Consider the following 26,203-nt stretch of genomic DNA (forward strand, 5'->3'; position numbering starts at 1 on the left):
ATAATGCTGTGCAAGCTTGCGCCGTCAGTCTTGCGGCCAGTCGCAGAAACAGCTTACGGCCAGCATGTTGCTTGCGTTGACCGTTCGACCAGAACTCAGGGCGTCGAGGATAGGCTCGATAAAGCTGTTACTGGAGGTGCAGGAGGCGCCTTCGCTATAGGGGCCGAAATAGGATAGCTTGCCTGAACGATCCCAGATCGCCACTGCAGGGCTTGAGGGGATTTTATCGCTCCCGCTCAAAGTTGCTATGGTTTGCAGGATTGCCATCGCTTCAGGTAAATGGCCTTGGCTACCGGGCGCTTGCACTACATAAAAACTCACACCTTGTTGGCTATAGCGCTCGATCAGCGCGATCAAGTGCTGCTGGCTAGCGACACTGCACGGGCAGGAGGGATCCCAGAAATGCACCAGTCGAATCGGGCCTGGGCCAGCCAGTTCATCAGGCAAGCGTAGTTGCTCACCGTCAAACAGCACATTTTGCGCAATGAAACTGCGCAGGTATCGGGCTTCGTACCACCAGTAAGCGACTACCATGGCAACTGCCCATAACGTGATCAGCAGGCTGGCCTGCAGTTTTTTGCGGTTCAGGCGAGTCATTGGCAGTATTTGCTCTTCATAAGCATAAAATATCAAAGCTGACTCGACAGCTGGAGACTCATCACTGCGCCACACAGGTCACGAAGACAAGCCTAAAGCTCGCATGCTTGCTGAGCGTGGAGAGGGGATGATTACTTCGGTGTATTGCGGCCGATATTGAACTCAATTGATCAATAAATCTATGTTAACGACTAACCCGATGAGCGATTGCGGGGCGTGAGCCGCCAAGCTCGCTGGGCACGGGATTGGATCCTGATGGCTAAATCGGCGTGATTGAAGACCTTCTTGGCGACTGCATGACTGCAGTAGTTCGCCTCCCCTAGAACCGGGTCTAGAAACTCCATCAGTTTTGCTTGCCGAATCGTTTTGTTGGTTTGATCAAACCACGCAGCATGGCAAGCAAACCTACGACGCTCGTCTTGGACAGCTTGATCAGAAGCTTGCGGTGTACTACATCTCTCATCGCCTCAAGCTCGCTGAGGGGCCGGATGCATATAAGCATTTCGACGCACGTGATAATGGCTGGACGAAGGTAGTGCTCAAGCCCGCAGCTTAAAACGAATAACTAACGCTTACCGGCTCGCACAGAGCCGGCTTTTTGCTTGTGAAGAAAGCCACGTGGCGGGCAGATAATCACAAACCGGCCAACTCACCCTCCCGCCCCCACGCCAAAAGCGATGGCATCAGGAAGGTGTGTTGCCCGGACGGTTACAAGAGTGCGCCCAGCCCGGGGCATCGATTGCGAGCATCGCGCAGAAGCACAGCCTTAACGCGAACCTCGTCCATAAATGGATTAGGGTACACACGAACAAAACCATGGCGCTGCAACCTGCTTTCATTCCAGTGCCCTTCCCGCTATTCCACTTTCCAATCGCCGCCTTTTGAGCCAACCCCTGGCTTTGGTGACGCCGAAGATCTGACTCTGCAAAGCCAGTATGAGCGTGTCCAAAACTAGGTAGCGTCCCCAGTCCGGGCGATCTTTCTCTTTCCTATGGGCCAGAGCACTGAAAGCGCTGAGTCTTCCCAATACATATCAGACAATTCATCGCGGTATCATCAAACGCAGTGCACTAAAAACCACAGAATGCTGAGACGCGAATATACTGAAACACTGACTCATCAAACGCTGGCCTCCTATGCCCGGCTAAGGATTCTTTGAGTGATCGTCAAATGGGAAGGTTTTCGGCCAATCGAGGGTTCGGTCATTGTCATAGAAGACGATCCAACTCTGCGAGCGCTGATGGAGGAAATCGTATCGGAAGTAGGAGGAAAGGCGATCTCATTCGGCACAGCAGATGATGCACTGACCTTTCTGCTTCAGACTCATGAGCAGTGTCGTCTAGTGATCGCAGACCACGGCCTACCTGGCCAAATCCAAGGCATCGAATTTATCGAAATGGTAAGGAGTCGATGGCCTTCCATTGGGGCAATCCTAACCTCTGGATATCTGATAGATCTTGAAGCTGTCCCAGCATCTAGCATTTATCTGCACAAGCCATGGTCGTTGGATGATTTCGTTTTAGCTATCGCGACTCTGTTACAGCCTGGCATTCCGATCCGCAAAGGCTGATCAACGGCATCGGAGATGCCAGGTAGGCTGGGCTAGGCTTAATCACGTCCCTCAGCAAAAGCGTGGTCAATGCTTCCTCTACCTCATCAGCGGCGCCGTGTTTATGCTGCGTGAGTGACCACTGCGGGTAACGATCTGCCATCAAGCCACCGACCACTTCTGCGCATAAAGCATCACAGCTAACACCCATCTCTGCGGCTGATGCGATGGCCGATGTAAGTGCTTGCTCAAGCTGCTGGGTTCTACCGGAGAACACGAGACCGGCTCGCTGAAGAATGAAGCCCTAGCATGAGCCGATATCAGTTTGACATCAAAGGTAGCCTGTTAGGCTAACCCTCCCGCATCCGCTCAATGCCCCGGGGCTCTGCACTCGCTCGATTTGAAACTAGCTTTGCGCGCAGTCATCTCACTGCGAAGCTCGCCTATCAGATTGGCAATCGCACGACTCGAAGTAAGTGGGGCCGTCGACACACCCGTGACCAAGAGCTCAACGCTACCTGAAGAGGGTTCGGTGACCTTGATCATCAGCGAACCATCCACGTTCAGGGTGCAAGAGCAGGACAGAGGCAGGAAACCGCACTCAATGATATGTCGGAGCTCAAGAGCGGAAATCATCATGGTCGTCCTATGGGCTGTGTTCATTGATTGTTGTCCAAATGTGGAAGTAGTCAAAGATTCAGAGGAGCATTATTCGACAAGGCATTTCAGGCTCACTCCGCTGAAACGTTGCACCTGCTTGTGTGCACTACAAACGCATTCTTGAAAAAAGTGGGCATCGCTCTGACTCTTCTATTTCGCGGCTGTTCGGGGCGTACTCCAAAAAACGAGGCGATTTCGGACGCGGAAAACCCAGGCTAAAAAACGCGCTCAAAGAAAAAGTGAAAAACGTTGGAATTTCTTCTGAGAGCACCACTCTTTTGCCTATGAGCGTAAGGAGGAATTCATGAGCCAAACAGATATTTTTGTCATCGAGTACAAGCTGCACGGGAAGCCAAAGTCATTCGTAATTCGCGCCAAAACAATGCGCAATGTGGATGCCTGGCATTGGGCAAGCTGCGACGCCGGCCTAGCGCCCATCCCTAAACCTGGTAGACCTCCGTTGAAGGTCGTTTCGAAACCTCAAGCCGAGCGATACGGAGTGACAGAAGTGAAATGGCGCGAAACGGCTGCTCTTGATTGGACAGAGACTTGAACATCGCCCAGACGGCGCAAATAGCGGGTGACTGTGACCGCTGAGATTTGATCTCGGAGTTCTCTGACTTACCCCCTTCACAACGGAAAAGTAGCTTTGAATGTTGTCCCTACATCAATTTTGGAGGTAACTGAAACCGTGCCGCCGTGTGCCTTCACGATTTCGCTGACGATGAAAAGCCCTAGACCTACGCTACGGGTGTCTTGCGGGAGGTTGACACCGCGAGTCATTGGACTGAAGACAGTGGCAAGGAAGTCTGGAGGAATCGGTTTACCCCAGTTGTGCACCATCAACTCGAAGCCCAGCGCCGTAATGGAGGATGTAACTGTCACGGGACGATCTTCCGCGCCGTAAGTGACTGCGTTAGAAATTAGGTTACCTGCCAATTGCGCAATCCTATCGCCGTCCGCGATACATAAGCCATTGCCATGTGTTGAATGGACAAGCTCTCGTTTGGGATAAACGATTCTGAGTTGCTCGACAGTTCCTGCAATGAGCATATGCAGATCGGTGGTCGCTTTCGTAGTTCCGATACCACGCCCTATTCGCGCTTGCGTGAAATCCAACAAATCGTTGATGAGCCTGCGCGCTCTTTGCGCCGCTTCCTGAGCGTGACGAACAAATATTTGCTGCTTCGACGTCAGTCCAGGGCGATCAAGCATTTCCGTGACCATTGATATCACCGAGAGAGGATTACGCAGATCGTGACTTACGATCCCAATCATTTGCTCGGAAAAAAGGGCGCGGTCTTCAGCCGTAGCTTGCTCACGTTTTACGTCGGTAATGTCATGAAGGATGCCAACAAACTGCACAAGCTTGTGATCGGGATCGAATGCGCCGCGACCAGTCGAGAGCACAGTACGCTGAACGCCGTCAATTCCGTTCAATCGGTAAATACAGCGATACTCCTTAGCTACCGACTCGAGAGCCGCCGAAAAAAGTTCGGCTTCCCTCTGCTGGTCTTGGGGCTCAAGGAAGCTTGAGTAAGCGGCTGCGGAAACAAACTGGCTTGATGGGTAACCAAGCAGGCGCGCGACGCTATCGTCGTACCGGCGCTCGCGTGTCACAGGGTCGACATCCCAGACATGCATATGGGCAGACTCTAACGCAATCCGCAACCTGGCATCGGCCACCGAAAGATCGCGCTGGAGCGCTAAGTGTGCTTCGAGTGAATCCTCTGCCTGCCTCTTTGAAATCAATACTTCTTGCTCAAATCGGTGTCTCTCGATTACCACAAATGCCGAAACCTCGTCGAAGGTGCCACCCGAGTGCTCTCTCCTTATCACGTTGAGAATCATCGGCACTTTTTTTCCGTCAGACGTTGCGAACTCGAGCTTCACCTCGGAAATGGAACCCTGCATCTCCAATAAAGGAATCCAATGAGTTTGATGAAAAATTCGTCCTCCGATGGTAAGCAATTCTTGCAGTTTACGATGGCCAATTAGCTGGTCTTTCGGGTAGCCCAACCATTCGCAAAAAGTGGTATTCGCCCGGAGGATTACGCCAGCCTTGCTCGTGATGATCAGCGCACAGGGAGCGTGCTCATAAAGTGAGTCAGCGCCAGGAAGCGAGTCGGCATCAGCTTGCATCAGCAATTCGACTCTGAACGCCTTTCAATAAAGCTTTGGATCGCATTGATGCAGAGATCAGGTGCACTGAGGTGCGGACAGTGACCCACGTTTTCAATCACCTCAAGTCGATTATTTGGGATCACCTTATGGAGGTATTGACCAACCTCTACAGGCGCGATGATGTCCTCGGACGACTGAATAATCAGTGCTGGCGCCTGCAGCTTGGCGACATCATTACGATTGTCCGAAAGGAATGTCACCCTCGCGAATCGCTTTGCAATGTCTGGATCTGTCTGGCAGAAACTATTAGTCAACTCGACGCCAAGGTGTGGTTGTCCAGGCGCGCCCATGATGGCGGGAGCCATGGAACTCGACCAACCAAGGTAGTTGCTTTCCAAAGTCTCCAGAAGCGAGTTGATGTCCTCCCGGCTGAACCCTCCAAAATACTCCCCATCGTTGAAATACGACGGTGAAGGCCCAACCATGACGTGAGCCCCGACAAGGTCAGGACGCATGTTTGCAGCGATTACTCCAGCCATAGCACTGACAGAATGCCCAACAAATATGACCGGGCCGTCCGCAAACTCCTCAATAATTTCCACGATGTCCTGCGCGTACCCTTTCAGTGATGAGTACCTCACAACCTCGTAGGCTGAGAGGTCTGACTTCCCACAACCTACAACGTCAAAAAGAATCGTCTGAAAGCTTTCGCGAAATGCCGGCTCGACCAATCTCCACATATTCTGATCACACCCAAAACCGTGCGCAAAAACTAGAGTGGCAGGGCCTGAACCTTGGACGCGTACATTGTTGCGAATTAGGACAGACATTTAAGCCTCCTGCGCTGATCACACATGGAATCCGGTTGGAGCGAGTCTAGCAGTGTAGGTCATCCACTGGCGGTCGGCGCTCAGCTCGGCTGCGGCAAATTAACCGATAACGAGCGAAACCAATCGGCAATCTCTCCACCCTGCGTTCTCGCATCGATTGCTATGTTTCGAGATTTGAGTGGGTGAGCGGAAACGTAAGTAAAAGTCAGACCAATGTGCTTACGATAAATTCCACCTGGTAAATCAAATGCTTACTTTTAGAAGATTTGCAACGTCTCAAACCATCCGTGTGCTCCATTCCATTGCAAGCAGTAGTAAGAATTCAGCGCTGCGGCCGCAATGAAGCGTGGCTTGTTGAGTGTATGCGTCCGGCCAAGTTATCTACCCAGCTTCGCAATGCCAAGACATGGTGTGCACTTCAATTTAAAAGGGCGCCGCTCTAGCCTTTTAAGCGGGTATTTCATGCAGCCAACACGCCTTTCTAATTCCAAGTCTTTCAAGGCCCAGGTCATTCAAGAGTGTGCCCAACCCGGCGCTTCGGTTGCCAGCATCACTCTCAGCCAGAGCCTCAACGCAAACCTAGTCCACAAATGGATTCGGCTGCATGCGCAGAACAGTCCGGCGCTGCCACCTGCATTTATTCCGACAGCCTTGCTGCTGGCCGGGACAAATTCCCATCATGCAGCATCGAATATCTGCGTTGGAATACAGCAACCGCGCTGCACCGTCAAAGTTAATTGGCCCACTGAACATGCTGCCGCCTGTGCGACTTTTCTTCGATACCTTCTGCAACGATTCCATCTGGCTCGCTACAGAGCCGATGGATATGCGCGCCCGGAAGGGTGAAAGCCTTGTGGCGCCAAAACACCCGCCGTCGCCAAGCGACTCGGTTCACAGCCGCTAGCTGCAGGCACCATACTCGATGATCCTGATGGATGTGTGATCAACCGCTAACCGAGGAAGCTGGTGCGTCTACATAGATTTGACTGAGACTAATTCCACATACTTGTACTTCTTCCTGGCAGCTTTCACGGCCTCTTGCTCCGCAAGCAACGAGCTCAACGTGTCGGCCTCGTGAATCAACTCATGCATCTTCCCCTCATATTCATTGCCAACCCGGAGCGTGACCCTAAGCCTAGGCGTAAACGCTTTCGTAATTACTTTCTTGACGGTGGGTGCTACAGCAGGCTTGGTAAGGACAACCTCGGGCGCAGGCTCCTGCACCGGAGCGGCAGAAACCCGCACTTCGGGCTCATCGGTACCGAACAGGGCACGACGCATTTCTTCTTCAGTTAACTCAGAGTTCATAGGACATCTCAAAGGAGCGGCACTTAGCTCGACAAATTTTACTAGGATTGTTACTTACCGGTGTCATGGGGGACTGCTAGGCGTCACATCCCCAGTTCGATTTCGATCCGAGAACCCCTCAAAGCTCGCGAAAGCCTTTCCTTCGGAAGTTGTGTGATAAGCCCATCAGCTAAATCACTTGCATGACGTGCGTACAGCTTAACCGTTTCATGAACGGGCCTTCGATCTGAAAATCGCCCAATCGCTCTTGGTCGATTTTCAGCATTTGCAGGCTTCTGACTCAGCCTGTCGGTGGACAAGTTTTCAACGACTGGTCTAGACGGAGGGGCTGCGCTACCTCACATCTCTACTACCATTTGGAGCAGCCCGTCTTCCAAAATACTCAAGGGCCGTCTCCCATAGCAGAGCTTCCTACGACATATCCAGACGATCCCTAGTCATTACGGAGTCCTAACGGCATGCGGCTCTTTCTTGATTGCGAATTTACCCAGCTCTCGGCGGCAGAGATTGCCGCGACTTCGTCGTCAAGACCGTCATTCCGCAGCTCTGGGGTGGAAGCTATGCACTACCCATCATTGGCGCAAGGTCAGCGCTGTTCGAGTTTCTCACGTCGTTCGACGAAGCCCTGGAGATTGTCACAGACGCCCCACAGTACGACTGGGAGCTTTTCTGTGAACTGGCGTATGACGATGGGAAATGGCCCAGAAATGTCCGAAATCACCCTGTTGATGCTACCACTCTGAGGGTTATAAACGATGGGGTACCGCTTCCACATCACGCTCTCTTGGATGCCCGTATCATCGCCAGCATGTTCGCACCAGGGTAAGAACGCGAAGATATTTCATGAGAGCGAGCTCATATCGCACGCTTCTTAGTCATTGCAATCCCCATCCGCCCCAGTTGCTTAACGCCATACATGGCCTGATCCGCTTCTTTTAGCAACGTGTCCAAGCTCTGCCCATGGAGAGGACAGATCGAAACTCCGATGCTGCACGAGAGTGGTACCTCGCCTATGGTCGTGACGACCGGCTGCGCGATAGTTTCTAGCATCCTCGTGGCCTTCATTTCTGCACCTTCTGGACTCCTGAGATCTGTGATCAAGGCCACGAATTCATCGCCGCCATAGCGTGCGACGGTGTCACACGAACGGGTAGCCGCAAGCATGCGGTCTGCAACCACTCGAAGAATCTGGTCGCCGACCTCATGGCCGTACTTGTCGTTAATTTCCTTGAAGTAATCCAGGTCGATTAATAGCACCGCAAAGGGAATACCCTTCACTTGCCATTCGGCATAAACCTGATCAAAACGTTCGGAGAATAAGTAGCGATTTGGCAATTGAGTAAGCACGTCATGGGTTGCGAGATAGGCCGAGCGCTCGTGTTCGACCTCTGCCCTTTCAATCGCCTGGAAATGCCGAATTAAAACAAGCGGCATCAGTACGAGTGCACCTGCCAGAACCACGAGGATAATCAATGTTTCCGCCGTCAAAACATCCTCTACACGCAACTGACGCTCAAACATCAGTGTGATCGGTTGCGAAGTATTACTGATCTCGACTCGACTGACTTGGCGCGGCAACAGCAGGCGATCCAGAAAACTTGCTTGCTCGGTATCCGTGGAAAACACTTCACTTTCAGACCCAGCAATGGTCTTCAGGATGGCTCTTATGTGAACCAAGGGGTCTACGTTCGCGTTGGTCACGGCATCGAGTAGCGAGTTCGTTTTGACCAACAGTAAAGTCACCATCGTGCTGCCAAAAAAATTGGGACGAGTGTTCAGTCTGACCTGCTCTGGCCGACTGATCGACTGCATCAGTATGTAAGCATTACCACCTTCGTACATCGCGAACACAGGGGACACAACGGGCTTCTGGCTGCTGTGGGTTCGTGCCAGTGCATAGGAGAGGTAGGCTACGGTTTCCAGCCTTACGCCATAGATTGAGCTGGATTCCGGGAGTAGCGGGTACATAAACAACACCGGCCACGTCTCATTGAGAAATGCCTGAGATTGGCTAGCCTGCTGAGTGAGGCTCGGAAAGTCTTTCAGCTCAAAGTCTGGCCTCCATGTTCGCCGCAATAGATCTTCAAAGGCGTCCTGCTCGGCCAAAGGAACGGCCCGGGCGGCCTCAAGCATGTAGATATGTGGATAAGCTGATAGGACGGCTGCCGCGTAACGGGCGGCAGCATCCGTGTCGCTCTGATCGACGGCTTGGAGAAATGCTGAAAACCCTGCAAGCACAGCTTCGTTGGTATGAAGCTGATCGCTGACGACTCCGGAAATATTTTGCACGTATTCCGAGAAGCGTTGCTCTCTGCGTTGAGTCTCGAACTTCAGCAGAAGCCAAGCCGAAAAAATAACCAGGCTCACAGCAAAAAAAATAAACCCAACCAAAGACCTGCGCCGCTGAGTCAACATCATTCTGATTTCCCAATGCGCAGAGCGTGCATACGCCTTGTCCTACTTTCAAGAGTCAGCTCACGTAGGAGTAAAATTGGAGTTCGGAGCTGGAGGGAGAACCAGCAATCAGAACTCAGTTTTGCCGACCCGAGGGCCGTCACATGGATTTCTTTGGACTCTATTCGGAAGCGTGAATCAACTTCGTTGACGTGGCCTGCATCTCTGTAGTGTGAGGACGGGTTCTACCCACTCTAGGTTGAGACGCTGGCATTCACCATCAGCTTCTGCCCGCGTCTGATAGGTAACCTTTGAACGCAATTTCTCAGCATTGTCGTAAATGTTGAAGCCCGCACTTACGGTTTCACAGTAGAAGCGTGTTCCGTTGCGCACAGACCCCGTTTCGATAGGAACTGCAGGAACCACAACAAATCTGGAATTCATTTTCAAATCCTCTTGAAGCTCCCCATTACTATTAGCGGCTATGAGCCACTACAGCAAGTGATCTTCGTGAGTTTCCGATGACGAGCCGGAACGCTGGACGTGATGCGCAAAAGCTGACAAGAACCTCCACAGAAAACGCATACCCCTTCAATTCCCGCTACTGGGGTTTTCTGCTGCTCCAGGCCGGAGTTTTGGCCAGTTACCAACGCATCACCCTGGTTTACAACGTAAGCATGCGGCAAGCACGCCACCCTGACGTCGTAGTTTAGGGCAATGGTGTCCACCTAAAATGTGATATGACCCGAAGAGTTGGACACCAATGCGCTTAAACCTGGAGTTCGGAAAGTGTGTTCGCCGGCCCATTACCGTTCAGGTAGGTGACGTGGCCAGAAGGCTACCCTTGGCCGAGGGGGGGGCAGCGAGGATCTAGACTGGCCCTTTTCTCTGATCGCCATAGCGACGGCACTCGCCTCCTTCCGCTTCAAATGAGGCGTCTTTCTGGTGTCTATGGCATGCACGCTCGCTAGCTTGGCAGTGCACCTAGTGCGCTACAAAACCGGAGTTGATATTCGCTTATTCCACGCAGTTTTCCTCTAGGCAGTTTTAGCGGCGATCAGCGTAGTCGTCGACATTCATCAAAATTGAAGAAAAAGAGGGCGGGAGCCGCCTATGCCTTTTTTGCTAAGATCAGCGTAAGAACGTGAGATGGCATCGCTCGCTCGCCGAGCGCATTTGAAACATGCAAATGCAGGCTCGGGCAGCGGTGCTGCGATGTTTCCTTTACGCCGCCCTTTAGAGATTTTTACGTCGGAGCAGAACATGAGTGATTTTGAGGATGCGGCTCGTGAGGCTCTAGCATTTTTACGGCGCCGGCTAGGATTCGATTTGTGGATGATAACTCGCACCGAAAATGACGACTGGACGGTATTGCATTGTGAAGACCAAAGCTATGACGTCCATCCTGGACAGCTCTTTAGCTGGAGTGATTCGTTTTGTAGTGAAATGGTAAAGGGCAACGGCCCTCGCATTGCACCAGACTCAGAATTGGTAGCTGCTTACTCTTCGGCGCCAATTAGCAAAAAATTACCAATCCGCGCCTACATCGGCGTCCCGCTCCTTTTGTCCGATGGTTCCCTGTTCGGCACGTTATGCGCCGTTGATCCGAAGCCTCAACCCGTGAACATCCAAGAAGATCAAGAGCTCATGGAAATGATTGGCATGATGCTCAGCAAGATTTTGCAGATGGAGTTAAAAGCTGATAACGAGTCAAGCAGAGCCGAGCGATTCGAGGCGCAGGCGCTAAGCGATGCACTGACGGGGCTTTACAATCGCGCAGGCTGGGAGCAGTTAGTCGCATCTGAGGATGGCCGGAATCGCCGTTACGGAAAGTCATCAGCAGTGGTAGTGATTGATCTGGACGATCTAAAGCTTGTAAATGATAGCAACGGGCACGCAGCAGGTGATGAGCTGATAAGGTGTGCAGCCGATACGCTTACTCAAGCTTCTCGAACAGATGATATCGTCGCAAGACTCGGTGGGGATGAGTTCGCAATCATAGGCGTCAACTGCGATAAAGCTGGTGGCGAAGCGCTTCGTGAAAGGGTCACGCAGGCGCTACATCAGTCGGGTGTTAGAGCCTCATTGGGGATGGCATGGCTAACGCCAGGAACGACATAGCCTCGGCTTTGACCCTCGCTGACGTACAAATGTACGAGGAGAAGCGTCTGAAAAAGTCAGAACAACCTGAGACTATTAATTAAAGCTAGGACTAGGAATTGAACTGTGGAGTGTCCATGGCGTGCAGTGACGAGTGTTTGATTTCGCAGGGGGCTAAATGCTGCCGTAGCATTTCAAAATAACTCCTATTCACCAAGTCTCGACTACTTTGACCCTTTAGCGGGCGAACCAATCAATGATGTCGGCGGAAAATTTGAAATACGTCGTCGAAACACCCCATCGCCCCATACAGCAGCATTCCACTAGCAAACCCCGTTATTTAATCTAAAGCCGATGACATGCGGGCTGCCAGTGTAGAGTAACGCCAGCGAAAACTTTACAGTAAAACTGACTCCAACGAACTCCTGATGTTATAAATAAAACTCATGCTGATATACCTAGAAAGACACACAATTCCTCCCTGCTTGTTTCGATTTATAAAGTTGCTTATCTGCCGACCCTAACAAGTCTTGAAGTTTAAAGTCGACACTAGGTATAACTGTTGCGACACCCAGCGAAATAGTAACCACCTGACCTAAGTCAGATTCGGAATGCTCTATGTTTAATTCTCGAACACATTGCTTCATTCTCTCTGCAATCTCAATCGCGCCAGAAATCCCTGTACTAGGCAGAATGCATGCAAACTCTTCACCACCGTACCGAGCAACTAGATCATAAGGGCGCCGGACGCATTTAGCTAAAGTAAGCGCAATAGATTTCAGGCACTCGTCTCCCGCCTGATGACCGTACTTATCATTGTAACGTTTGAAATAGTCAACATCGATGAATATAAGTGACAGTGAATTTTTATCTCGTAAACACTGGCGCCAGTCGGCTATTATTTTCTCGTCAAATTTTCGCCGATTAGCAACTCCTGTAAGTCCATCTATCAAAGCCATAGAGCGGAGCTGATCATTCTGTAATTTCAGAACTAGATGCGTTCGAACACGAGCCTTCACTATGATAGGATTTATAGGTTTGCTAATAAAGTCTACCGCGCCAAGCTCCAGCCCAAATACCTCTTCGGACTCATGGTGCTGCGCCGTGATAAAGATTATGGGTATACCTTGAGTCGCGAGATCAGATTTGAGCCTGCGACACACTTCATGACCATCAACGCCCTCCATGACGACGTCTAGGAGCACCAAATCCGGAAGTTGACTTTGGCATACAGTTATTGCCTGTTCACCGTTAGTAGCCATAAAAATATCGCAATCGTGGCGAAACAATTCATGAAGTACGCGAATGTTTGCTGGCTGGTCATCGACAACAAGAATTTTGGGACGACTACAAAAATCCGGCAGCCAATTTTCTGTATTTTTTTCCATTACAAAGTTTCCATAAGTTCGCGACCAAGCCGTAGAGCTGCGGCGAAATCCAAAGCATGCACCAACATAACCAACTCGTCGAAGCGAGCACGTAGAAGCTCAGGAGTTTTCGACACGAGTGCATCCGTTAACTGTATAGCCTCAAGGTTGCCGGTTTCAAGTAGTAACAAAATTTCTCCCAGAAACGCCCGCCACTGCCCAGGCGTCATTACTTCCACCCCGACAACAATCTCTGCTTGAACGGCACAACCAAACACGGCATTCATTCTTTCCAAGAATTGATCCAGCAATGCATGCAACTCACCAACCCAAATCGTCTTAGAAAATACATCGTCTACCGCGCTTTTACTTCCATATTTAAGTTTATGCTCTATGCCTGCGGACAGTGAGGATAATGCTTTTGCACCCATCGTTCCGCTGCTACCATTAATAGTATGCAGAATGAAAATAGCTCCCGATGCATCTCGACGGCTAACGCATTCTTCAAGGCGACTCAGTTGCTTCTCCAACTCCGGGCCAAAACTAAGTAGCACATTTCTGATCAAACCCTCATCACCGCCAAAGCGGGCTAGGATCGAAGTACGAGACTCAATAGCATTATTACCATTAGATTTTCCGAACGCCAAAGGCTCATGAGAAGATTTGCGTCCCGTTTGTGAAAGTAGCGTACCGATGAGCTGTTCCAAATCTATAGGTTTACCGACGTGCTCATCCATCCCAGCAGCTAGGCACGCCTCGCGGTCAGCACTAGAAGCATTGGCTGTCATCGCCACAATCGGCAACTCTGTAAAGCGTGGATTGGAGCGAATTCGACGTGTCGCTTCCAAACCATCGATATCGGGCATTTGAATATCCATCAACACAGCGTCGAACAGCACCTGCTCACATTCCACCTTGCTGACACCTTCTAATCCACCGTCAGCCAACGTCACCTGTGCACCTTCGCTCGTCAGCAGTTCATCTGCAACTTGCCGATTAATGGCATTGTCTTCAACCACCAATAGTCGCAGTCCGGCCAAACGCTTCGGCCTTAAATCTATCGACTTGGAAGGAGGCGAATAGAGAGCACTTCCATCGTCGAACGCTCTCTGCACCGCGTCTGCTAATTGCTTGGGTGTAACAGGCTTGGTAAGAAAACCAACAAAAGGGGCATCTCCCTGTTGATGGACGTCGGCCAAAATTTCGCGACCATACGCAGTGATCATTATGATCATCGGCGGTCGCACATCATTATCCTGCTGATGGATCAATTGCGCTGCACTCAGTCCATCCATATCGGACATCCGCCAGTCCATGAGCACTACGTCGTAAGGTTCGCCTTGCACTTGAGCGCTCTTCACCCAATCCACTGCTTGGGCGCCTCCATTCACAAGATCTGCCTTCCACCCAAGCGCATGAACGGTTCGCAACAACAGTTCGCCCGCTACTACGTTGTCATCCACCAGCAAGAGTCGAGTAGGTACATCCACTCCAGGACAGGTGGATCGCAGAGGCGAACTTTGTGCCACGTCAAGGGTGAGATCGAACCAGAACCGGCTTCCTACACCCAGTTGGCTCTCCACTTGAAGTTCACCGCCCATCAAACTGACCAACCGCCTGCAGATAACCAGCCCCAAACCGGTACCACCAAAGCGCCGGGAAGTTGATGCCTCAGCCTGAGTAAAACCCTCAAAAATACGATTAAGCTGTTCCGAACTTATACCAATTCCGGTGTCAGAAACAGAGATCCGCAAGCAAACCGTGTTTTCAGTGCGCATGCGTTGCTTAACGCTGATGACAACCTGCCCTGCTAGAGTGAACTTAAGAGCATTGCCGGCTAGGTTGATTAATACCTGTTGCAGCCTCAAGCTATCCCCCAACAAGGCGCTGGGCAGACAAGTGTCTAAGTCGAAAATAACCTCGACCTCTTTTTCACCCTGATTCCCTGCTAGCACAACGGCGAGATCACGCATAAGCGGTTCAAGCTCAAAAACGTGCAAATCCAGTTGCAGCTTTCCAGCTTCAATCTTCGAGTAATCAAGGATATCGTTGAGCAAACCCAAAAGTGACTTCGCCGCCGTCTGAGCCTTTGTCACATAATCGAGTTGACGACTACTCAGATCAGTCTGCTGAACCAACTGCAACATACCCAATACTGCGTTCATGGGGGTGCGTATTTCATGACTCATATTGGCTAGGAAGGCTGACTTGGCCGCACTGGCCATATCTGCCTGTTCTTTCGCGTATTGCAGGTTGGTCTCCAGTTCGCGCTGGGAAGTGATATCCCTATTGATACCGGTCACACGCAATGCTTTGCCATTTTCACTGCGCTCGATGTGAGCACCTGCTTGAATGAAACGAGTCTTACCATCAGGGCGTATAACGCGAAAAACTGGGTCATACACACCTACGCCATTTATCGCTGCGTTCAGCTTGGCAGCTGTATCTACGACATCCTCCGGGTGAACACTGGAGTACCAATTGTTATAAGTAAGCCCATTATCACGCAATGCGACAGGCTGGCCGTAAAACTCGTACATCTTATCATTCCACTGCAAGGAATTATCCGCCAACGTCCAAGACCAGATGCCCAGCTCCGCAACTTTAGCCGCCATCAGTAACTGATCATGTACTGCCAACAACTCAGCGCGTTGTCTTTGCGTGGTCTCGAGGCTAGCAGCCAACTGTTTTTCCGCAGTTTTACGCTCAGTAATGTCTACCGCGATACCGAGGTATCCAGTCGTTTTCCCTTCGTCATCACGCATTGAGGTGACGACCAGAGAGACCGGAAATCTTGTTGCATCCTTACGTATGTAAGTCCACTCCCGAGTTTCCGCACCTTCACTCTCAGGTTTATGTACAAAAACACGAAACCCTTCGATTAATTGAGCGTGCTCTTGGCTTAGTTCACTGCCACGGACAGCGACCTCCGCAGGATCGTGGAAAAGTGCTGGGGTGCATTTACCAATTAACTCTTCGGCACTATAGCCTAGCAGATGCTCAGCCCCCTCATTGAAAACACGAATAACGCCATCGCGATCCGTTGCAATGATCGAGACTTTGGTAGCCGAGCGCAGTACAGTACCCAGCAACAAATTAAGATGTCGCAACTCGGAAGTGCGTTCTGAAACCTGTTCTTCTAGATTTGAATTAAGCTTTAGAATTATTGCTTCTGCAGCTTTTTTTGACGAGATATCCCTTAAGGTTTTAGATATTCCAATGACTTGTCCTGCATCACCATAAATCGGGGAAATGCTAGCAGAAATATCGATTAACCGACCATCTTTGTGCCGCCGAATAGTATCAAAACCTGTTATACGCTCTCCGCCCCGGACTCGCTCAAGAATTAGAACCTCTTCAGAAGCGAGCTCCTCCGGAACAATCAAATCTTTAAGTAACTGTCCTACTGCCTCCTCAGCTGTATAACCAAAAATCTGTTCCGCGCCCTTGTTCCAGGTGGTAACAACCCCATCAAGTTTTTTTCCGATGATTCCGTCAGCCGAGCTCTCGACGATAGCCGCTAGCCTAGCTTGCTCTGCGATGACCTGCCGACGACGCTGACGACTGACATTCACAACACCCGCTAGGGCCGCCAGCAGAAAAGTGAGGAGCCCACCTGTGAACAGGACAGCCTTCGGAGAAACTTGATGAAGGTTCTGTATGAATAGCTGATTCGCCCCGAGTTTTATTTCCCACCGCCGCCCATAAACGACGCGCTCCAACGAATGGGTTAATAATATTTCATGATCACCCGAGTCGATTGTACTTTCATAAAAAAGCTTAGATTGATCGGGCGTGGTGATATCTCTCAGTTGAAGATGCACTGACTCATTTTCTATTCGCAGGTCTTGAAGCACCTGCTCAGTCTGTAAAACAACATAGCTCCATCCAAAGGCTGCTTCGTCTCGCGCCAAAGGAGTTGCGGGCGTTATACCACCGCGAAAGATGGGCATTAACAACAAAAAGGATTGCTGTGGCTTAGTATCTTTTTGTACCAGTGTGATGGGCCCAGTGATTCTAGCCATCCCGCTCTGTATAGAGGATTGAGCAGCTTCTCGCCGCGCTACTTCCGAAGCAATATCCAGCCCAATTGCGGCCTGGTTTCCTTCAAAAGGTTCGACATACTGGATAACGTAACGCTCACCCGGATGGGGTGCGAATTGACGGATGGAAAAATTCGCTGCACCATCAGCTTGAGCATACTTTATAAACGCACTTTCATCGCGTTCCTGTACACGTCGGATAAACCCTAGAGCTCTTGCTCCGGGAAACTCCAAAGATAGATCGCGAGTTTTGTGATATCTATCAAACAAATCGCGCGTAATGCCATACTCCCCGGCAGTCACAACGGCACCGCGAGCGGCTCTCAACCCGTACTGGTAGAGGTTGAGACGAGTCAAAACAAGATCGGCGGCTTGCTCAGTAGCCGCTATGATCGCCTCTTGAGCACGCTCTGCATTGACACGCTCAAGGAACCAAGCTCCTAAAGTGCTTGCTAGCAGCCCCATCACGAAAGTGATGGCTGCGCCCCAATTCCAAGCCAACGACGTATTTTTTTTCACCCGCAACATCCAGTGATTAATGGTTTCGAGGCTCTAACACAGAATTCCAATAGTTCTGAGGAACGAGCTACGGCAAATTTTCAATACTCACAGCATCAAACTCGACTCTAGAAGCCAAAAATGAACACATTTGAGTAATTGGGATCGGGTGGCAATACAGATAACCTTGCATAACTTGGCAACCTTTTTTCAGAAGGGCATCAGACTGTTCCTTAGTCTCTACACCCTCGGCCACCAATTTTAGCTCTAGCGCTTCAGCTAGCTTTATAATAGCGTCAATTATTGCCGAATCGCACTTATCGACCAACATATCACGAACAAAACTTTTATCTATTTTCAGAACATCAATTGGAAATCGCTTGAGGTATGCCAGACTAGAATAACCAGTACCGAAATCATCAATAGAAACACCCACACCTAGAAACTTCAAATTCATAAGTTTTTCGCGAGCATTATCGATATCTCGAGCAAGAACTCCCTCAGTAATCTCCATCTCCAGAAATCGCCCTTCCAGCCGCGTTTCTTTCAGAGCGCTTTCTACCATACCTAGGAAATGCTCATCACGAAACTGCACCACTGAAATGTTTACACTAACAGGAATTTCATAACCTAAGTCATGCAGCATTTTCGCATCTTTACACGCTTGCAGCAGGACATATCGTCCAATCGAGACTATTAATCCGGTCTCTTCTGCCAACGGAATAAATTCGGAAGGAGAGATGAACACGCCGTCGTTGTTACACCATCGAACCAACGCCTCCAACCCGACAACTTTATTATTCTTCGCATCTACTTTCGCTTGATAATAAACATTAAAAACCCCATCCTCTAAAGCGCTTCGCATACCATGATCTAGCAAGTGCCTTGCTCGCATGCTAGTTTCGATACTATCAGAAAAAAAATAATAACGATTGCGCCCTAAAACTTTTGCCTGATACATGGCTGCATCAGCGCAACGATAAAGCGACTCTATATCACCACTATCTTCCGGAAAGATACTAATGCCTATACTCGCAAAAATATTGTATCGATTCCCTTGAATAAAAAATGGGGTTGATATGGTCGCGAGCACCCTTCCAGCAAAATCGCCTATAGCATCGAAACCAAGCACATCTGGTAGGAGAAATATAAACTCATCTCCTCCCTGCCTACTTACAGTACCCTGTAAAGGCAGGGAGTGAGATAGTCGAGATGCAACCTCCTGCAATACTAGGTCACCGATTGAATGACCCATGGAATCATTAATTACTTTGAAATTATCCAAATCAAGCAGAAGCATTGCCACACGTCCATTGCTGCGTCGAGCCTTTTTAAGCGCCTGCTCGGTTCGATCCTGCAGCAATATTCTGTTGGGCAACCCGGTTAATGCATCGTGATTTGCAAGCCTCTTTGCCTCGTTTCGCAAAGCAATATGAGCTTTAATTCGGGCTCTTGTAACAGGTACGTTTAGTGGTTTCTTAATGAAATCCACTCCTCCACACTCAAGGGCAAGAAGTTCATTACTTGTTTTTGTGTGAGCACTTACGAAAATGACCGCCGCGTGGAGAAGTTCTGGGTCAGCCTTCAGCATACGGCAAACCTCAAAGCCGCTCAGGCCCGGCATCTCTATGTCGAGCAGCACAACATCCGGCCTGCACTGTCGGGCGATGTCAAGTGCCTCCCGACCAGCTTTAGCAAAAAAGACTTCGGCTAAATCTTGCACCGCTGCACTCAGAAGTTTCAGGTCACTAACCTGATCTTCGACTATGAGTAGGACTGGTTTGTTACTAAACGACCTATTGGGCACTTCATTTCCTCTAGTAGAACTCAGTTAACACGCTATCTAGCACCGCTAGAATCGGAGTAACCGTCTTTCAAGCTTCAAGCGATACCCGCTAAGCGTCTAAGCCTCTCTATGGCTGCTTCAGGTTCGCCGTTGTTCATGGCTGCAGCTAGACGCATCAACACCTGTTCTCGGCAGACCTGCATGGAAGGCAAGACAAAAATGGCACCTATAAGCTTCCGTAACATCATCGGCAGTCCCCAACTCGCTTTAATGCGAGCGGCAAATGGCGCTGCAAAAATACGAAGAGCGTCTACCAGTGTTTCTTCAGTCAGGCTGTTGCCCTGATTTTCCCATTCCTGACTATGGTATAGCACGCAAAATTCGCCCATGCGGTGCAACAAGGCGGCACTTTGCAGCGGAGCGGGATCAAGACCACATTGCTGAGCTAGGAGAATAACCCTCTCAGCTAAACGCTCGGCATCAGCCAAATGAGCCTGGCTGAAGGTCATCAGCATGCCGTCAGGTTGAGTATTGGCCTGTCGCAGTGCCTGACTAATCGCCAGATTCACGCTGGTAAGACCTCCTAACCGTGTCAGAGCACCCTTCAGATTCGTGCACGGCTGACCGAGCCCGAGATAATTTGCACCGTTGGCGGCGGCGATCAAGTGGGCGCATAGTGCCGGGTCATACTGCCAATCGTTGGCGAGTGCTCGTAAATCCATCGGCGCCCCGCCATAGCCGAGCTGAAGTTTGTTTTTTACCGAGGCGAGTAAAGGCAAATCCAACTCATCCGCAGACAAACCACTGAGATAGCTGATCAGGTCTTCAGCGTTGACAGTAATTGCATGGGAGGGCTCATCAAGCGGAAGGAGCGCGTCCAAACGTTGTACGACACGCGCAACCTGGAATGGCTTGGTAAAAAAGGCACTGATCCTCAGCGACTTTACCGCCAGAACACTGTCTCGATCAGCGCGCCCAGTGATCATGATCAGCGGCGTGCTTTGATCTTTTTCGCGTATTGTCTGCAACAAGTTCACGCCGGGTGCACCCGGTAAATTCCAGTCAGCCATCACCAACTGATAGGTACTTGGCTGCCAAGCCTCTAAAGCGCTAGCGACATCGATAAAGCAATCGACCTGAGCAAGCGGGCGGATGCTCAACACGAGCTGTTTTAAAAGATCGGATATCCAGGGATCGTCATCCAGGATCATCACGCGCATTCGGTAGTCCTCAATGGATTGATACTCAACATCGCAACGTCTTAGTGGCTGACTATAAGCCAACAGCAACATGGGCGTAGTTGAGATCAAAGGGTGAGGTTGTACAGAGCGATTTCGAGTAGGTCACGGCAATTTCCCTTTGGCCTATAGCTGGATCGGATCCTTGAAGAATCGAATTTATTCCTGACCCGCGAACTATACAAGCAAGCAAACAGCTCACAAGTAATTAGGCTGCCGGGGGTTAGTGCATGAACGCCGCCATGGCGGAATTGCTGAGTGATACGTCCTGCTGCTCGCTGCCCTACTCCCCTCCAATAACGCGCTCCCCCCCACCACGCGTCTCGAGGCGCGTTTGTCTGCGATAAAAGGCGTGAATAGCCCACACCACCCCTACGAATAGCAACCCCGTCCCAACCGCTTCCATAGGAGAGGGCCAGCGTTGGTTGAGGAGCAGGCCCATCGTAGTTGCATAAATGGTTCCGCTGGCGATCAATTGCCCGCTTAGAGCTAGTGGTAGACGCCGAGTTGCGATTGACCATGCCCAGGCACCTGCAAGCGTAGCCCCTAACCCCTGAATTAACCCACATACCATTAGCGCCTGAGTACCTGCCAACCCGCTCGGATGGCTGGCGAAGTGGGACAGTTTCAAGTACAGCCCAACTGGGATAAAGGCCAGCATTTCGACGCTGCACATGAAAATCAGCATGGCTGACCACAACATGGGGGACATGCTTGGACGTCGAGCCAAAGCACTTTCATTTAATAGGCCAAAACCAATCCAAAATCCGATTGCCAGCAACGCTGCGAGCAGCCCAAACAATATTGAAGTTGTCGGGAGTACCACCGTCTCGCTGCTAAAATCAAACACGCTCAGATTGACCAAACTTATGCCCAAGGCCGCCACCACCAGCGGCCCGGCAATGGCGCGCCATGGCACACTGGAGCTTCGCATGTTGCCGGCAATCGCGAGCACGATCGGTACCGACCCCATCATCACCGGAGGTATCACCGGCCCAGCTGCCAAGACCGCAGTGGTAATCAGAAAGAAATAACCGATGTATCCCAAGAAACCCAACAGTGCGGCGCAGGCCCAGTCGCTCAGTGGCAATTGCCGCACTTCGTTACGGAAAAAAAATAGCACTAGAAGGCTACCTATACCGGCAAAGCCATAGCTGACCACAGCCAGATCAAAAAGGCTGTAATCGCCGACCAACCCCGGAAAGATGTAGAGCAGCGACCAGGCAAAAGTGGCTGCAATGGCAGCTAATAAGCCTAGGGTCATACGCTCTGCTCCTGCTGACACTGCTTCCGGATCCAGCAATCAGCTATTTGCCGGGCAGTGTCGAATACCCGAACTTCCTGTCCCATGGCACCGCTGACAAAACTGCCCTCCAGCAAGATGAACACCCCCTCAGCAACTACGTCAGGATCTCTAACACCGGCGCTCATGGCCAAGGCAGCGAGATTTTCGCGTATCCCTTGCTTATGCCTGCTCACTGCCAAATGCACAGGGTGGCTAAACTGGGGGAATTCAGCCGCACTGTTGACGAACAGGCACCCGCGTTCGCTATCTCGCAAAAGAAAGCGTTGATACAGATCGAAAAAAGCGAGTATGCCACTGACCGGGTCAGGATGCCCCGCCAAGGTGCGTGCCACCTCTTCACGCCAGCGCCGGTCACGCTCCTCAAGGCAAGCCACTATCAGCGCATCCTTAGAGGGGAAATGGCTGTAGAGCGTCATCTTGGTAACACCCGCCATCGCGGCGATGGTCATCACCCCAGTAACGTATATACCTTGTGACAGAAACAGCTTCAGTGCCGAATCAATCAAGCGCTCACGGGTATTGTCCAATTGAAGGCACTCCGGCGTGGTAACGGAGTTGACTATACCGACCAGTAAGACTTGGTCGCATCCAAATACGACCGGAATCATGGAAGTTACGACACTGACCGTACCATGCCGACTCAGCAGTAAGTCCAACCAGAAATTTTGTTCCGCTAGCTAAGAGAGAGAGACCCCATCCGCGTGCTTAGCGGCACCACGACCTTAGCGGATGCATCAGCAAAGGAACTGAACATAACTCACCTGGAAGCAGATGATTTTTTGTGGTTGTCGAGTGATCCGTCATATCAAAATCTGGCAGACAAAACCCAGAAAGGAGAGCGCTTGCTAAAATAAATGCGCTTTCATGGACGTGCCGTGGTTGCCGGCTCAGTAATGCACTGGGGTCAACCGCTTGATAATGGATTTGATCTTGCGGTGTCCCTTTATCTTCCTGTTGAACTCAGGTTAGAGAGACTAAACGTCGAGAAATGAAACGATTCGGTCAAGCTAAACCGGAATTTCTGGCCTGGGCAGCCCAGCATGATGATGAAGAAGTCCCAGGACGGAGCTGGGCAACGCATCAGGAATGGCTGTCTATGCTTACATCTGCTGTCTTAAAGCTTGATGAGGACAAGTCCGCTACAGATCGGGCACGGCAAGTGATGGATATGGTCGACGAGCTGAACCACACGCCGTCGATTATATGATGGTTTGTCGGCTATAAGCTTGCAGAGCGTTTTAGCTATTAATGTCCCTTCGTGAACGTTAGCGCCCCGCTAAGCGCAACGAATCTCGATGAAGACAAGTAGCAGCGTGCAGAGAGCGATCTTCAGCCTATTTCCTCTTGCGCCCCAAATCGGGTAATGAAACATATTTTGCCGGCGTGGTGCCGAGCGCCAGCTTGAACATCCTGATAAAGCTCGTTACGGCCTCATACCCAAGGTCTCCAGCTACCTGTTGGACGCTCTTCCCCTCAGCCAGCAGTTTCAGCGCGACCATCAGATGAAGCTGTCGACGCCATTTACCAAAAGACATGCCGGTGTCCTTGAACAGCTGACGTGAAAATGTGCGCTCGCTCATCCCGCCAAAACTTGCCCATTGCTCTAACGTTTTTCTGTTATCAGGAGCGTTGATCAATGATTCAGCTATGCGCCGCAACCTCAAATCAGCTGGCATTGGGAAATGTGTACTCACCTTTGGCATAGCGCTCAACTCTTCAAGCAGCAATTGGGTGATTAGATCTTTACTGCGAATACTGCGGTCGCAGCGACCTTCGCATAGCTCAATAATCATTTCGCGCAGCATGGCACTGATACTGAACGTACAGCACTCGTCTGGAAGAGTGGATGCTGATGGTGTGATGAAAAGGAAATACCCGCGAGCGTTGGCAGAGGCGCGGCTTTGGTGGGGAACGCCAGCAGGAATCCAGAGAGCGCAATAAGGTGGCACTATCCAGTGGTTATCGGCAACCTCGCACGCGACAACCCCAAGCATAGACAAGACCAGTTGCCCCTGCTCATGAAGATGAGTCTTTGATCCCGAGAGTTCCTCACTCAAAGCCGTAAAGCTGATCGCAGTTACGATTTTTCCTGACGCGCCGGAAGGTGGAAGTGGATTCTTAGCCATTTTGACGCTTTTTGCAGATAAGTTGACTTAATACACGAATTCTACCACGACGGGTGCCGATAAAATCCTCCATAAGTTTGAGATGGCTTACCCATCGACCCGCCCAAAAGCTACTGGAGAAAGGTATGAGTAGTAATCCGATCAGAGCACGCATGATCAGTCCTGATGAAGGCCATCATGTTTTGCACCCTACAGGCGCTCTCATGAACATCAAGGTGTTTGCTAACGAAACAGGAGGATTGTATTCGCTTATGGAGACCGTACTCCCGCCTGGAGGTGTAGTACCGCGCCATATCCACACGGGCGAGGATGAAAACAACTTCATCCTTGAAGGACAGCTAACCATGCAGATTGGCGAGGATTTTCACTTAGCCGGGCCAGGCAGCTACGTCGTGGCTCCGCGCGGCGTACAGCAGTATTTTAAAAACGACGGTGATAGCAATTGTCGATTTCTCACCACCTTTACTCCTGGAGGAGCAGAAGGTTTTTTCAGGGAAGCCGGTGAATTGATACGTCGTCTCGCTCCCGAAAAGCCTAGTCGGGAAGAATTGCTCCAGCTCCAGCAACGATACGGTCTCAGCTATCTATAAAAGGGAGATACCTTATGGCTGTGCCATCGGTCGGAGCAAACTCCTGAGTTCGCTCATCTCATTGGAACGGTATTGACGCGAGCTTGGCAGAGCCGTGGATTGCTGTCCCCATATCTCATGTCGCCCATTCGCTAGGAGGCAGCCGACTGGCCGCCAACTTTTTAGATTTACTCATGCGAGCCAGCAGAGGCCTGGTCGCGGGTTTTCCACAGCGACAGCAGCACTCCGCCCAGCAGCAGCCCCAGTGTCACGCTCAGGGAAATGACCGCCGGAATCTTACCGATGATACCGACCAGGAAGATTTTGCCACCGATAAACACCAGCACCAGTGCCAGCGCGTACTTGAGGTAGGCGAAGCGGTGAATCATCGCCGCCAGGGCAAAATACAACGCACGCAGGCCAAGGATGGCGAAGATGTTCGAGGTATAGACGATGAAGGGGTCTTGGGTGATGGCGAAGATCGCTGGCACGCTGTCCAAGGCGAACACCAGGTCGGCACACTCGATCAGCACCAAAGCCAAGAACAACGGCGTCGCCCAGACCACGGACTTGCCGCTAGCATCATACTGACGCACAAAGAAGCGCCCTTCATGCAGTTGTTCGGTCACCCGCATGTGTTTGCGCAGGAACTTCACCAGCAGGTTATCGCTAAGATTAGGGTGGGCATCTACCTTGCTGAACAGCATCTTCACTCCGGTGAGAAGCAGGAAGATGCCGAACACATAGAGAATCCAGCTGAACTCGGCGATAAGCGCAGCACCTAGGCCGATCATGATCGCGCGCAGCACGATGACACCCAGAATGCCCCAGAACAGCACCTCGTGCTGATACCTACGCGGGATTGAGAGAAAGCTGAAGATCATCGCCATCAGGAACACGTTGTCCATCGATAACGATTTCTCGATCAGAAAGCCGGTATAGAAATCCATGCCGGCATCACCGCCCTTGACCTGCCAGACCCAGAGGCCGAACAGCAAGCCAGCCGTGATATAGCCAGCAGAAAGCAGCAGACTTTCACGAACGCCGATTTCTCGCTGCTCACGGTGTAGCCCCCCAAGATCGAAGACCAACAGGCCCATCACGATGCTTATAAAAACCAGCCACAACCAAGTGGCTGTGCCGAGGAACTCGGCCAAGAAGAACGGTTCTAGGGCAGTCATGAGCCCCTCCTCTAAGTGTCGAAGTTATACAAACTGCAACTCCGACATGGCAGCGGTTAGCTGTCAGAGGGGCCCGGCATTGCGATTTAAAATCTAGAGAGACGCGTGTCGTTTCTCAATCACGCAACGTTTGCAAGGTGTTTCAAGCTGGTAGGCCGCATCGGTATGAATCGCACACGGGGTTCGTAGATACCTCTTTGCCTTAAACTGAGGCCAATCAGGAGGTGCCATGAGCAACCCGCGTTACCCCGAAGAACTCAAAATCCATGCGGTCAATCAAGTGACTGAAAAAAGATGCCTTTCGCTGATGTGGTGGCGCGTCTTGGCCTGTCGACGCATAGCCTCTATACCTGGATAAAGAGCTACAGCAAACCTCTAGAAGAACAACAGCAAGACGATGATCAACACGCCGAGCGGGTAGTCCAAGAAGCCATTCAATGCATCTATAAACGCAGGGTGGATTCAACGGGATACGTTTTTTGATCTAAAAACCTTGCGAAGGCCAATAGATTACTTATTGAACATTT

19 protein-coding genes and 2 pseudogenes are annotated in these 26,203 nt (G+C 50.9%); 7 read left to right on the plus strand and 14 right to left on the minus strand.

Translation table 11 applies throughout. The features are described from left to right. Positions 1–24: 24 nt before the first annotated feature. Complete coding sequence (locus L9059_RS16265; protein ID WP_247292012.1) at positions 25–597, minus strand: DUF6436 domain-containing protein; 573 nt, start codon at positions 595–597, stop codon at positions 25–27. 1,159 nt (positions 598–1,756) lie between these two features. Here L9059_RS16265 and L9059_RS16270 point away from each other — a divergent pair. Then, entirely contained in the window at positions 1,757–2,167 is a 411-nt protein-coding gene (locus L9059_RS16270; RefSeq protein WP_247292013.1) for a response regulator, read from the plus strand. Between the two features lie 348 nt (positions 2,168–2,515). Here L9059_RS16270 and L9059_RS16275 read toward each other — a convergent pair whose 3' ends face one another. After that, positions 2,516–2,809, minus strand: a complete 294-nt coding sequence (locus L9059_RS16275) for a DUF1652 domain-containing protein (protein ID WP_428480276.1) — start codon at positions 2,807–2,809, stop codon at positions 2,516–2,518. Positions 2,810–3,110: 301 nt separating this feature from the next. Between L9059_RS16275 and L9059_RS16280 the strand changes: the two genes are divergently transcribed. Further along, positions 3,111–3,359: a DUF6555 family protein gene (locus tag L9059_RS16280; protein WP_247292014.1), complete on the plus strand. Its 249-nt coding sequence runs from the start codon at positions 3,111–3,113 to the stop codon at positions 3,357–3,359. Between the two features lie 77 nt (positions 3,360–3,436). Here L9059_RS16280 and L9059_RS16285 read toward each other — a convergent pair whose 3' ends face one another. The 3 genes from L9059_RS16285 to L9059_RS16295 form a co-directional block, all read right to left on the minus strand. Further along, complete coding sequence (locus tag L9059_RS16285; RefSeq protein WP_247292015.1) at positions 3,437–4,948, minus strand: sensor histidine kinase; 1,512 nt, start codon at positions 4,946–4,948, stop codon at positions 3,437–3,439. Continuing rightward, positions 4,948–5,760 (minus strand): alpha/beta fold hydrolase, encoded by an 813-nt coding sequence (locus tag L9059_RS16290; RefSeq protein ID WP_247292016.1) that lies wholly within the window; start codon positions 5,758–5,760, stop codon positions 4,948–4,950. Before L9059_RS16290 ends, L9059_RS16285 begins: the two co-directional genes overlap by 1 nt. 972 nt (positions 5,761–6,732) lie before the next feature. Then, positions 6,733–7,068 (minus strand): hypothetical protein, encoded by a 336-nt coding sequence (locus tag L9059_RS16295; protein WP_247292017.1) that lies wholly within the window; start codon positions 7,066–7,068, stop codon positions 6,733–6,735. Positions 7,069–7,526: 458 nt separating this feature from the next. Here L9059_RS16295 and L9059_RS16300 point away from each other — a divergent pair. Continuing rightward, positions 7,527–7,894 (plus strand): annotated as a pseudogene (locus tag L9059_RS16300) (hypothetical protein). A gap of 29 nt (positions 7,895–7,923) precedes the next feature. Here the strand turns inward: L9059_RS16300 and L9059_RS16305 are convergent. Beyond that, positions 7,924–9,483: a GGDEF domain-containing protein gene (locus tag L9059_RS16305; RefSeq protein WP_247292060.1), complete on the minus strand. Its 1,560-nt coding sequence runs from the start codon at positions 9,481–9,483 to the stop codon at positions 7,924–7,926. A gap of 1,128 nt (positions 9,484–10,611) precedes the next feature. On the opposite strand from L9059_RS16305, the gene L9059_RS16315 reads away from it, so the two are divergent. Continuing rightward, complete coding sequence (locus L9059_RS16315; RefSeq protein ID WP_247292019.1) at positions 10,612–11,583, plus strand: sensor domain-containing diguanylate cyclase; 972 nt, start codon at positions 10,612–10,614, stop codon at positions 11,581–11,583. Between the two features lie 437 nt (positions 11,584–12,020). Here the strand turns inward: L9059_RS16315 and L9059_RS16320 are convergent, their stop codons facing one another. The 6 genes from L9059_RS16320 to L9059_RS16345 all read right to left on the minus strand — a co-directional run bounded on the left by L9059_RS16320 (position 12,021) and on the right by L9059_RS16345 (position 22,327). Continuing rightward, positions 12,021–12,950 (minus strand): diguanylate cyclase domain-containing protein, encoded by a 930-nt coding sequence (locus tag L9059_RS16320; RefSeq protein ID WP_247292020.1) that lies wholly within the window; start codon positions 12,948–12,950, stop codon positions 12,021–12,023. After that, on the minus strand, positions 12,950–17,497 hold the full coding sequence (locus L9059_RS16325) for a PAS domain-containing hybrid sensor histidine kinase/response regulator (protein ID WP_428480277.1): 4,548 nt from the start codon (positions 17,495–17,497) through the stop codon (positions 12,950–12,952). The genes L9059_RS16320 and L9059_RS16325 overlap by 1 nt, the downstream gene beginning before the upstream one ends. A gap of 61 nt (positions 17,498–17,558) precedes the next feature. After that, positions 17,559–19,277, minus strand: a complete 1,719-nt coding sequence (locus L9059_RS16330) for a two-component system response regulator (protein WP_247292021.1) — start codon at positions 19,275–19,277, stop codon at positions 17,559–17,561. A gap of 74 nt (positions 19,278–19,351) precedes the next feature. Next, the gene (locus L9059_RS16335) at positions 19,352–20,476 is read right to left on the minus strand and encodes a response regulator (RefSeq protein WP_247292022.1); all 1,125 of its coding nucleotides are present in this window, start codon (positions 20,474–20,476) and stop codon (positions 19,352–19,354) included. Between the two features lie 301 nt (positions 20,477–20,777). After that, entirely contained in the window at positions 20,778–21,758 is a 981-nt protein-coding gene (locus L9059_RS16340) for an EamA family transporter (protein WP_247292023.1), read from the minus strand. Further along, entirely contained in the window at positions 21,755–22,327 is a 573-nt protein-coding gene (locus L9059_RS16345) for a TetR/AcrR family transcriptional regulator (RefSeq protein WP_247292024.1), read from the minus strand. The genes L9059_RS16340 and L9059_RS16345 overlap by 4 nt, the downstream gene beginning before the upstream one ends. Positions 22,328–22,788: 461 nt before the next feature. Here L9059_RS16345 and L9059_RS16350 point away from each other — a divergent pair, with 461 nt between their 5' ends. Continuing rightward, complete coding sequence (locus L9059_RS16350; protein WP_247292025.1) at positions 22,789–23,007, plus strand: P-loop NTPase family protein; 219 nt, start codon at positions 22,789–22,791, stop codon at positions 23,005–23,007. Between the two features lie 127 nt (positions 23,008–23,134). On the opposite strand, the gene L9059_RS16355 is transcribed toward L9059_RS16350, so the two are convergent. Further along, positions 23,135–23,926: an AraC family transcriptional regulator gene (locus tag L9059_RS16355; protein ID WP_247292026.1), complete on the minus strand. Its 792-nt coding sequence runs from the start codon at positions 23,924–23,926 to the stop codon at positions 23,135–23,137. Positions 23,927–24,051: 125 nt separating this feature from the next. On the opposite strand from L9059_RS16355, the gene L9059_RS16360 reads away from it, so the two are divergent. Then, the gene (locus tag L9059_RS16360; protein WP_247292027.1) at positions 24,052–24,516 is read left to right on the plus strand and encodes a cupin domain-containing protein; all 465 of its coding nucleotides are present in this window, start codon (positions 24,052–24,054) and stop codon (positions 24,514–24,516) included. Positions 24,517–24,683: 167 nt separating this feature from the next. On the opposite strand, the gene L9059_RS16365 is transcribed toward L9059_RS16360, so the two are convergent. After that, entirely contained in the window at positions 24,684–25,676 is a 993-nt protein-coding gene (locus L9059_RS16365; protein WP_247292028.1) for a TerC family protein, read from the minus strand. Positions 25,677–25,905: 229 nt separating this feature from the next. Between L9059_RS16365 and L9059_RS16370 the strand changes: the two are divergent. Continuing rightward, positions 25,906–26,090 (plus strand): annotated as a pseudogene (locus tag L9059_RS16370) (transposase); the annotation flags it as partial. Between the last annotated feature and the right edge of the window lie 113 nt (positions 26,091–26,203).

This window comes from Pseudomonas violetae, from assembly GCF_023072615.1.
GTDB lineage: Bacteria > Pseudomonadota > Gammaproteobacteria > Pseudomonadales > Pseudomonadaceae > Aquipseudomonas > Aquipseudomonas violetae.

Bases quoted from the DNA above. Each gene is read 5' to 3' on its own strand.
- L9059_RS16315 (WP_247292019.1), top strand. From the start codon at position 10,612: ATGGCATCGCTCGCTCGCCGAGCGCATTTGAAACATGCAAATGCAGGC.
- L9059_RS16335 (WP_247292022.1), bottom strand. From the start codon at position 20,476: ATGCGCGTGATGATCCTGGATGACGATCCCTGGATATCCGATCTTTTA.
- L9059_RS16350 (WP_247292025.1), top strand. From the start codon at position 22,789: ATGAAACGATTCGGTCAAGCTAAACCGGAATTTCTGGCCTGGGCAGCC.
- L9059_RS16265 (WP_247292012.1), bottom strand. From the start codon at position 597: ATGACTCGCCTGAACCGCAAAAAACTGCAGGCCAGCCTGCTGATCACG.
- L9059_RS16275 (WP_428480276.1), bottom strand. From the start codon at position 2,809: ATGAACACAGCCCATAGGACGACCATGATGATTTCCGCTCTTGAGCTC.
- L9059_RS16320 (WP_247292020.1), bottom strand. From the start codon at position 12,950: ATGGAAAAAAATACAGAAAATTGGCTGCCGGATTTTTGTAGTCGTCCC.
- L9059_RS16295 (WP_247292017.1), bottom strand. From the start codon at position 7,068: ATGAACTCTGAGTTAACTGAAGAAGAAATGCGTCGTGCCCTGTTCGGT.
- L9059_RS16290 (WP_247292016.1), bottom strand. From the start codon at position 5,760: ATGTCTGTCCTAATTCGCAACAATGTACGCGTCCAAGGTTCAGGCCCT.
- L9059_RS16340 (WP_247292023.1), bottom strand. From the start codon at position 21,758: ATGACCCTAGGCTTATTAGCTGCCATTGCAGCCACTTTTGCCTGGTCG.
- L9059_RS16280 (WP_247292014.1), top strand. From the start codon at position 3,111: ATGAGCCAAACAGATATTTTTGTCATCGAGTACAAGCTGCACGGGAAG.
- L9059_RS16305 (WP_247292060.1), bottom strand. From the start codon at position 9,483: ATGTTGACTCAGCGGCGCAGGTCTTTGGTTGGGTTTATTTTTTTTGCT.
- L9059_RS16360 (WP_247292027.1), top strand. From the start codon at position 24,052: ATGAGTAGTAATCCGATCAGAGCACGCATGATCAGTCCTGATGAAGGC.
- L9059_RS16285 (WP_247292015.1), bottom strand. From the start codon at position 4,948: ATGCAAGCTGATGCCGACTCGCTTCCTGGCGCTGACTCACTTTATGAG.
- L9059_RS16365 (WP_247292028.1), bottom strand. From the start codon at position 25,676: ATGACTGCCCTAGAACCGTTCTTCTTGGCCGAGTTCCTCGGCACAGCC.
- L9059_RS16355 (WP_247292026.1), bottom strand. From the start codon at position 23,926: ATGGCTAAGAATCCACTTCCACCTTCCGGCGCGTCAGGAAAAATCGTA.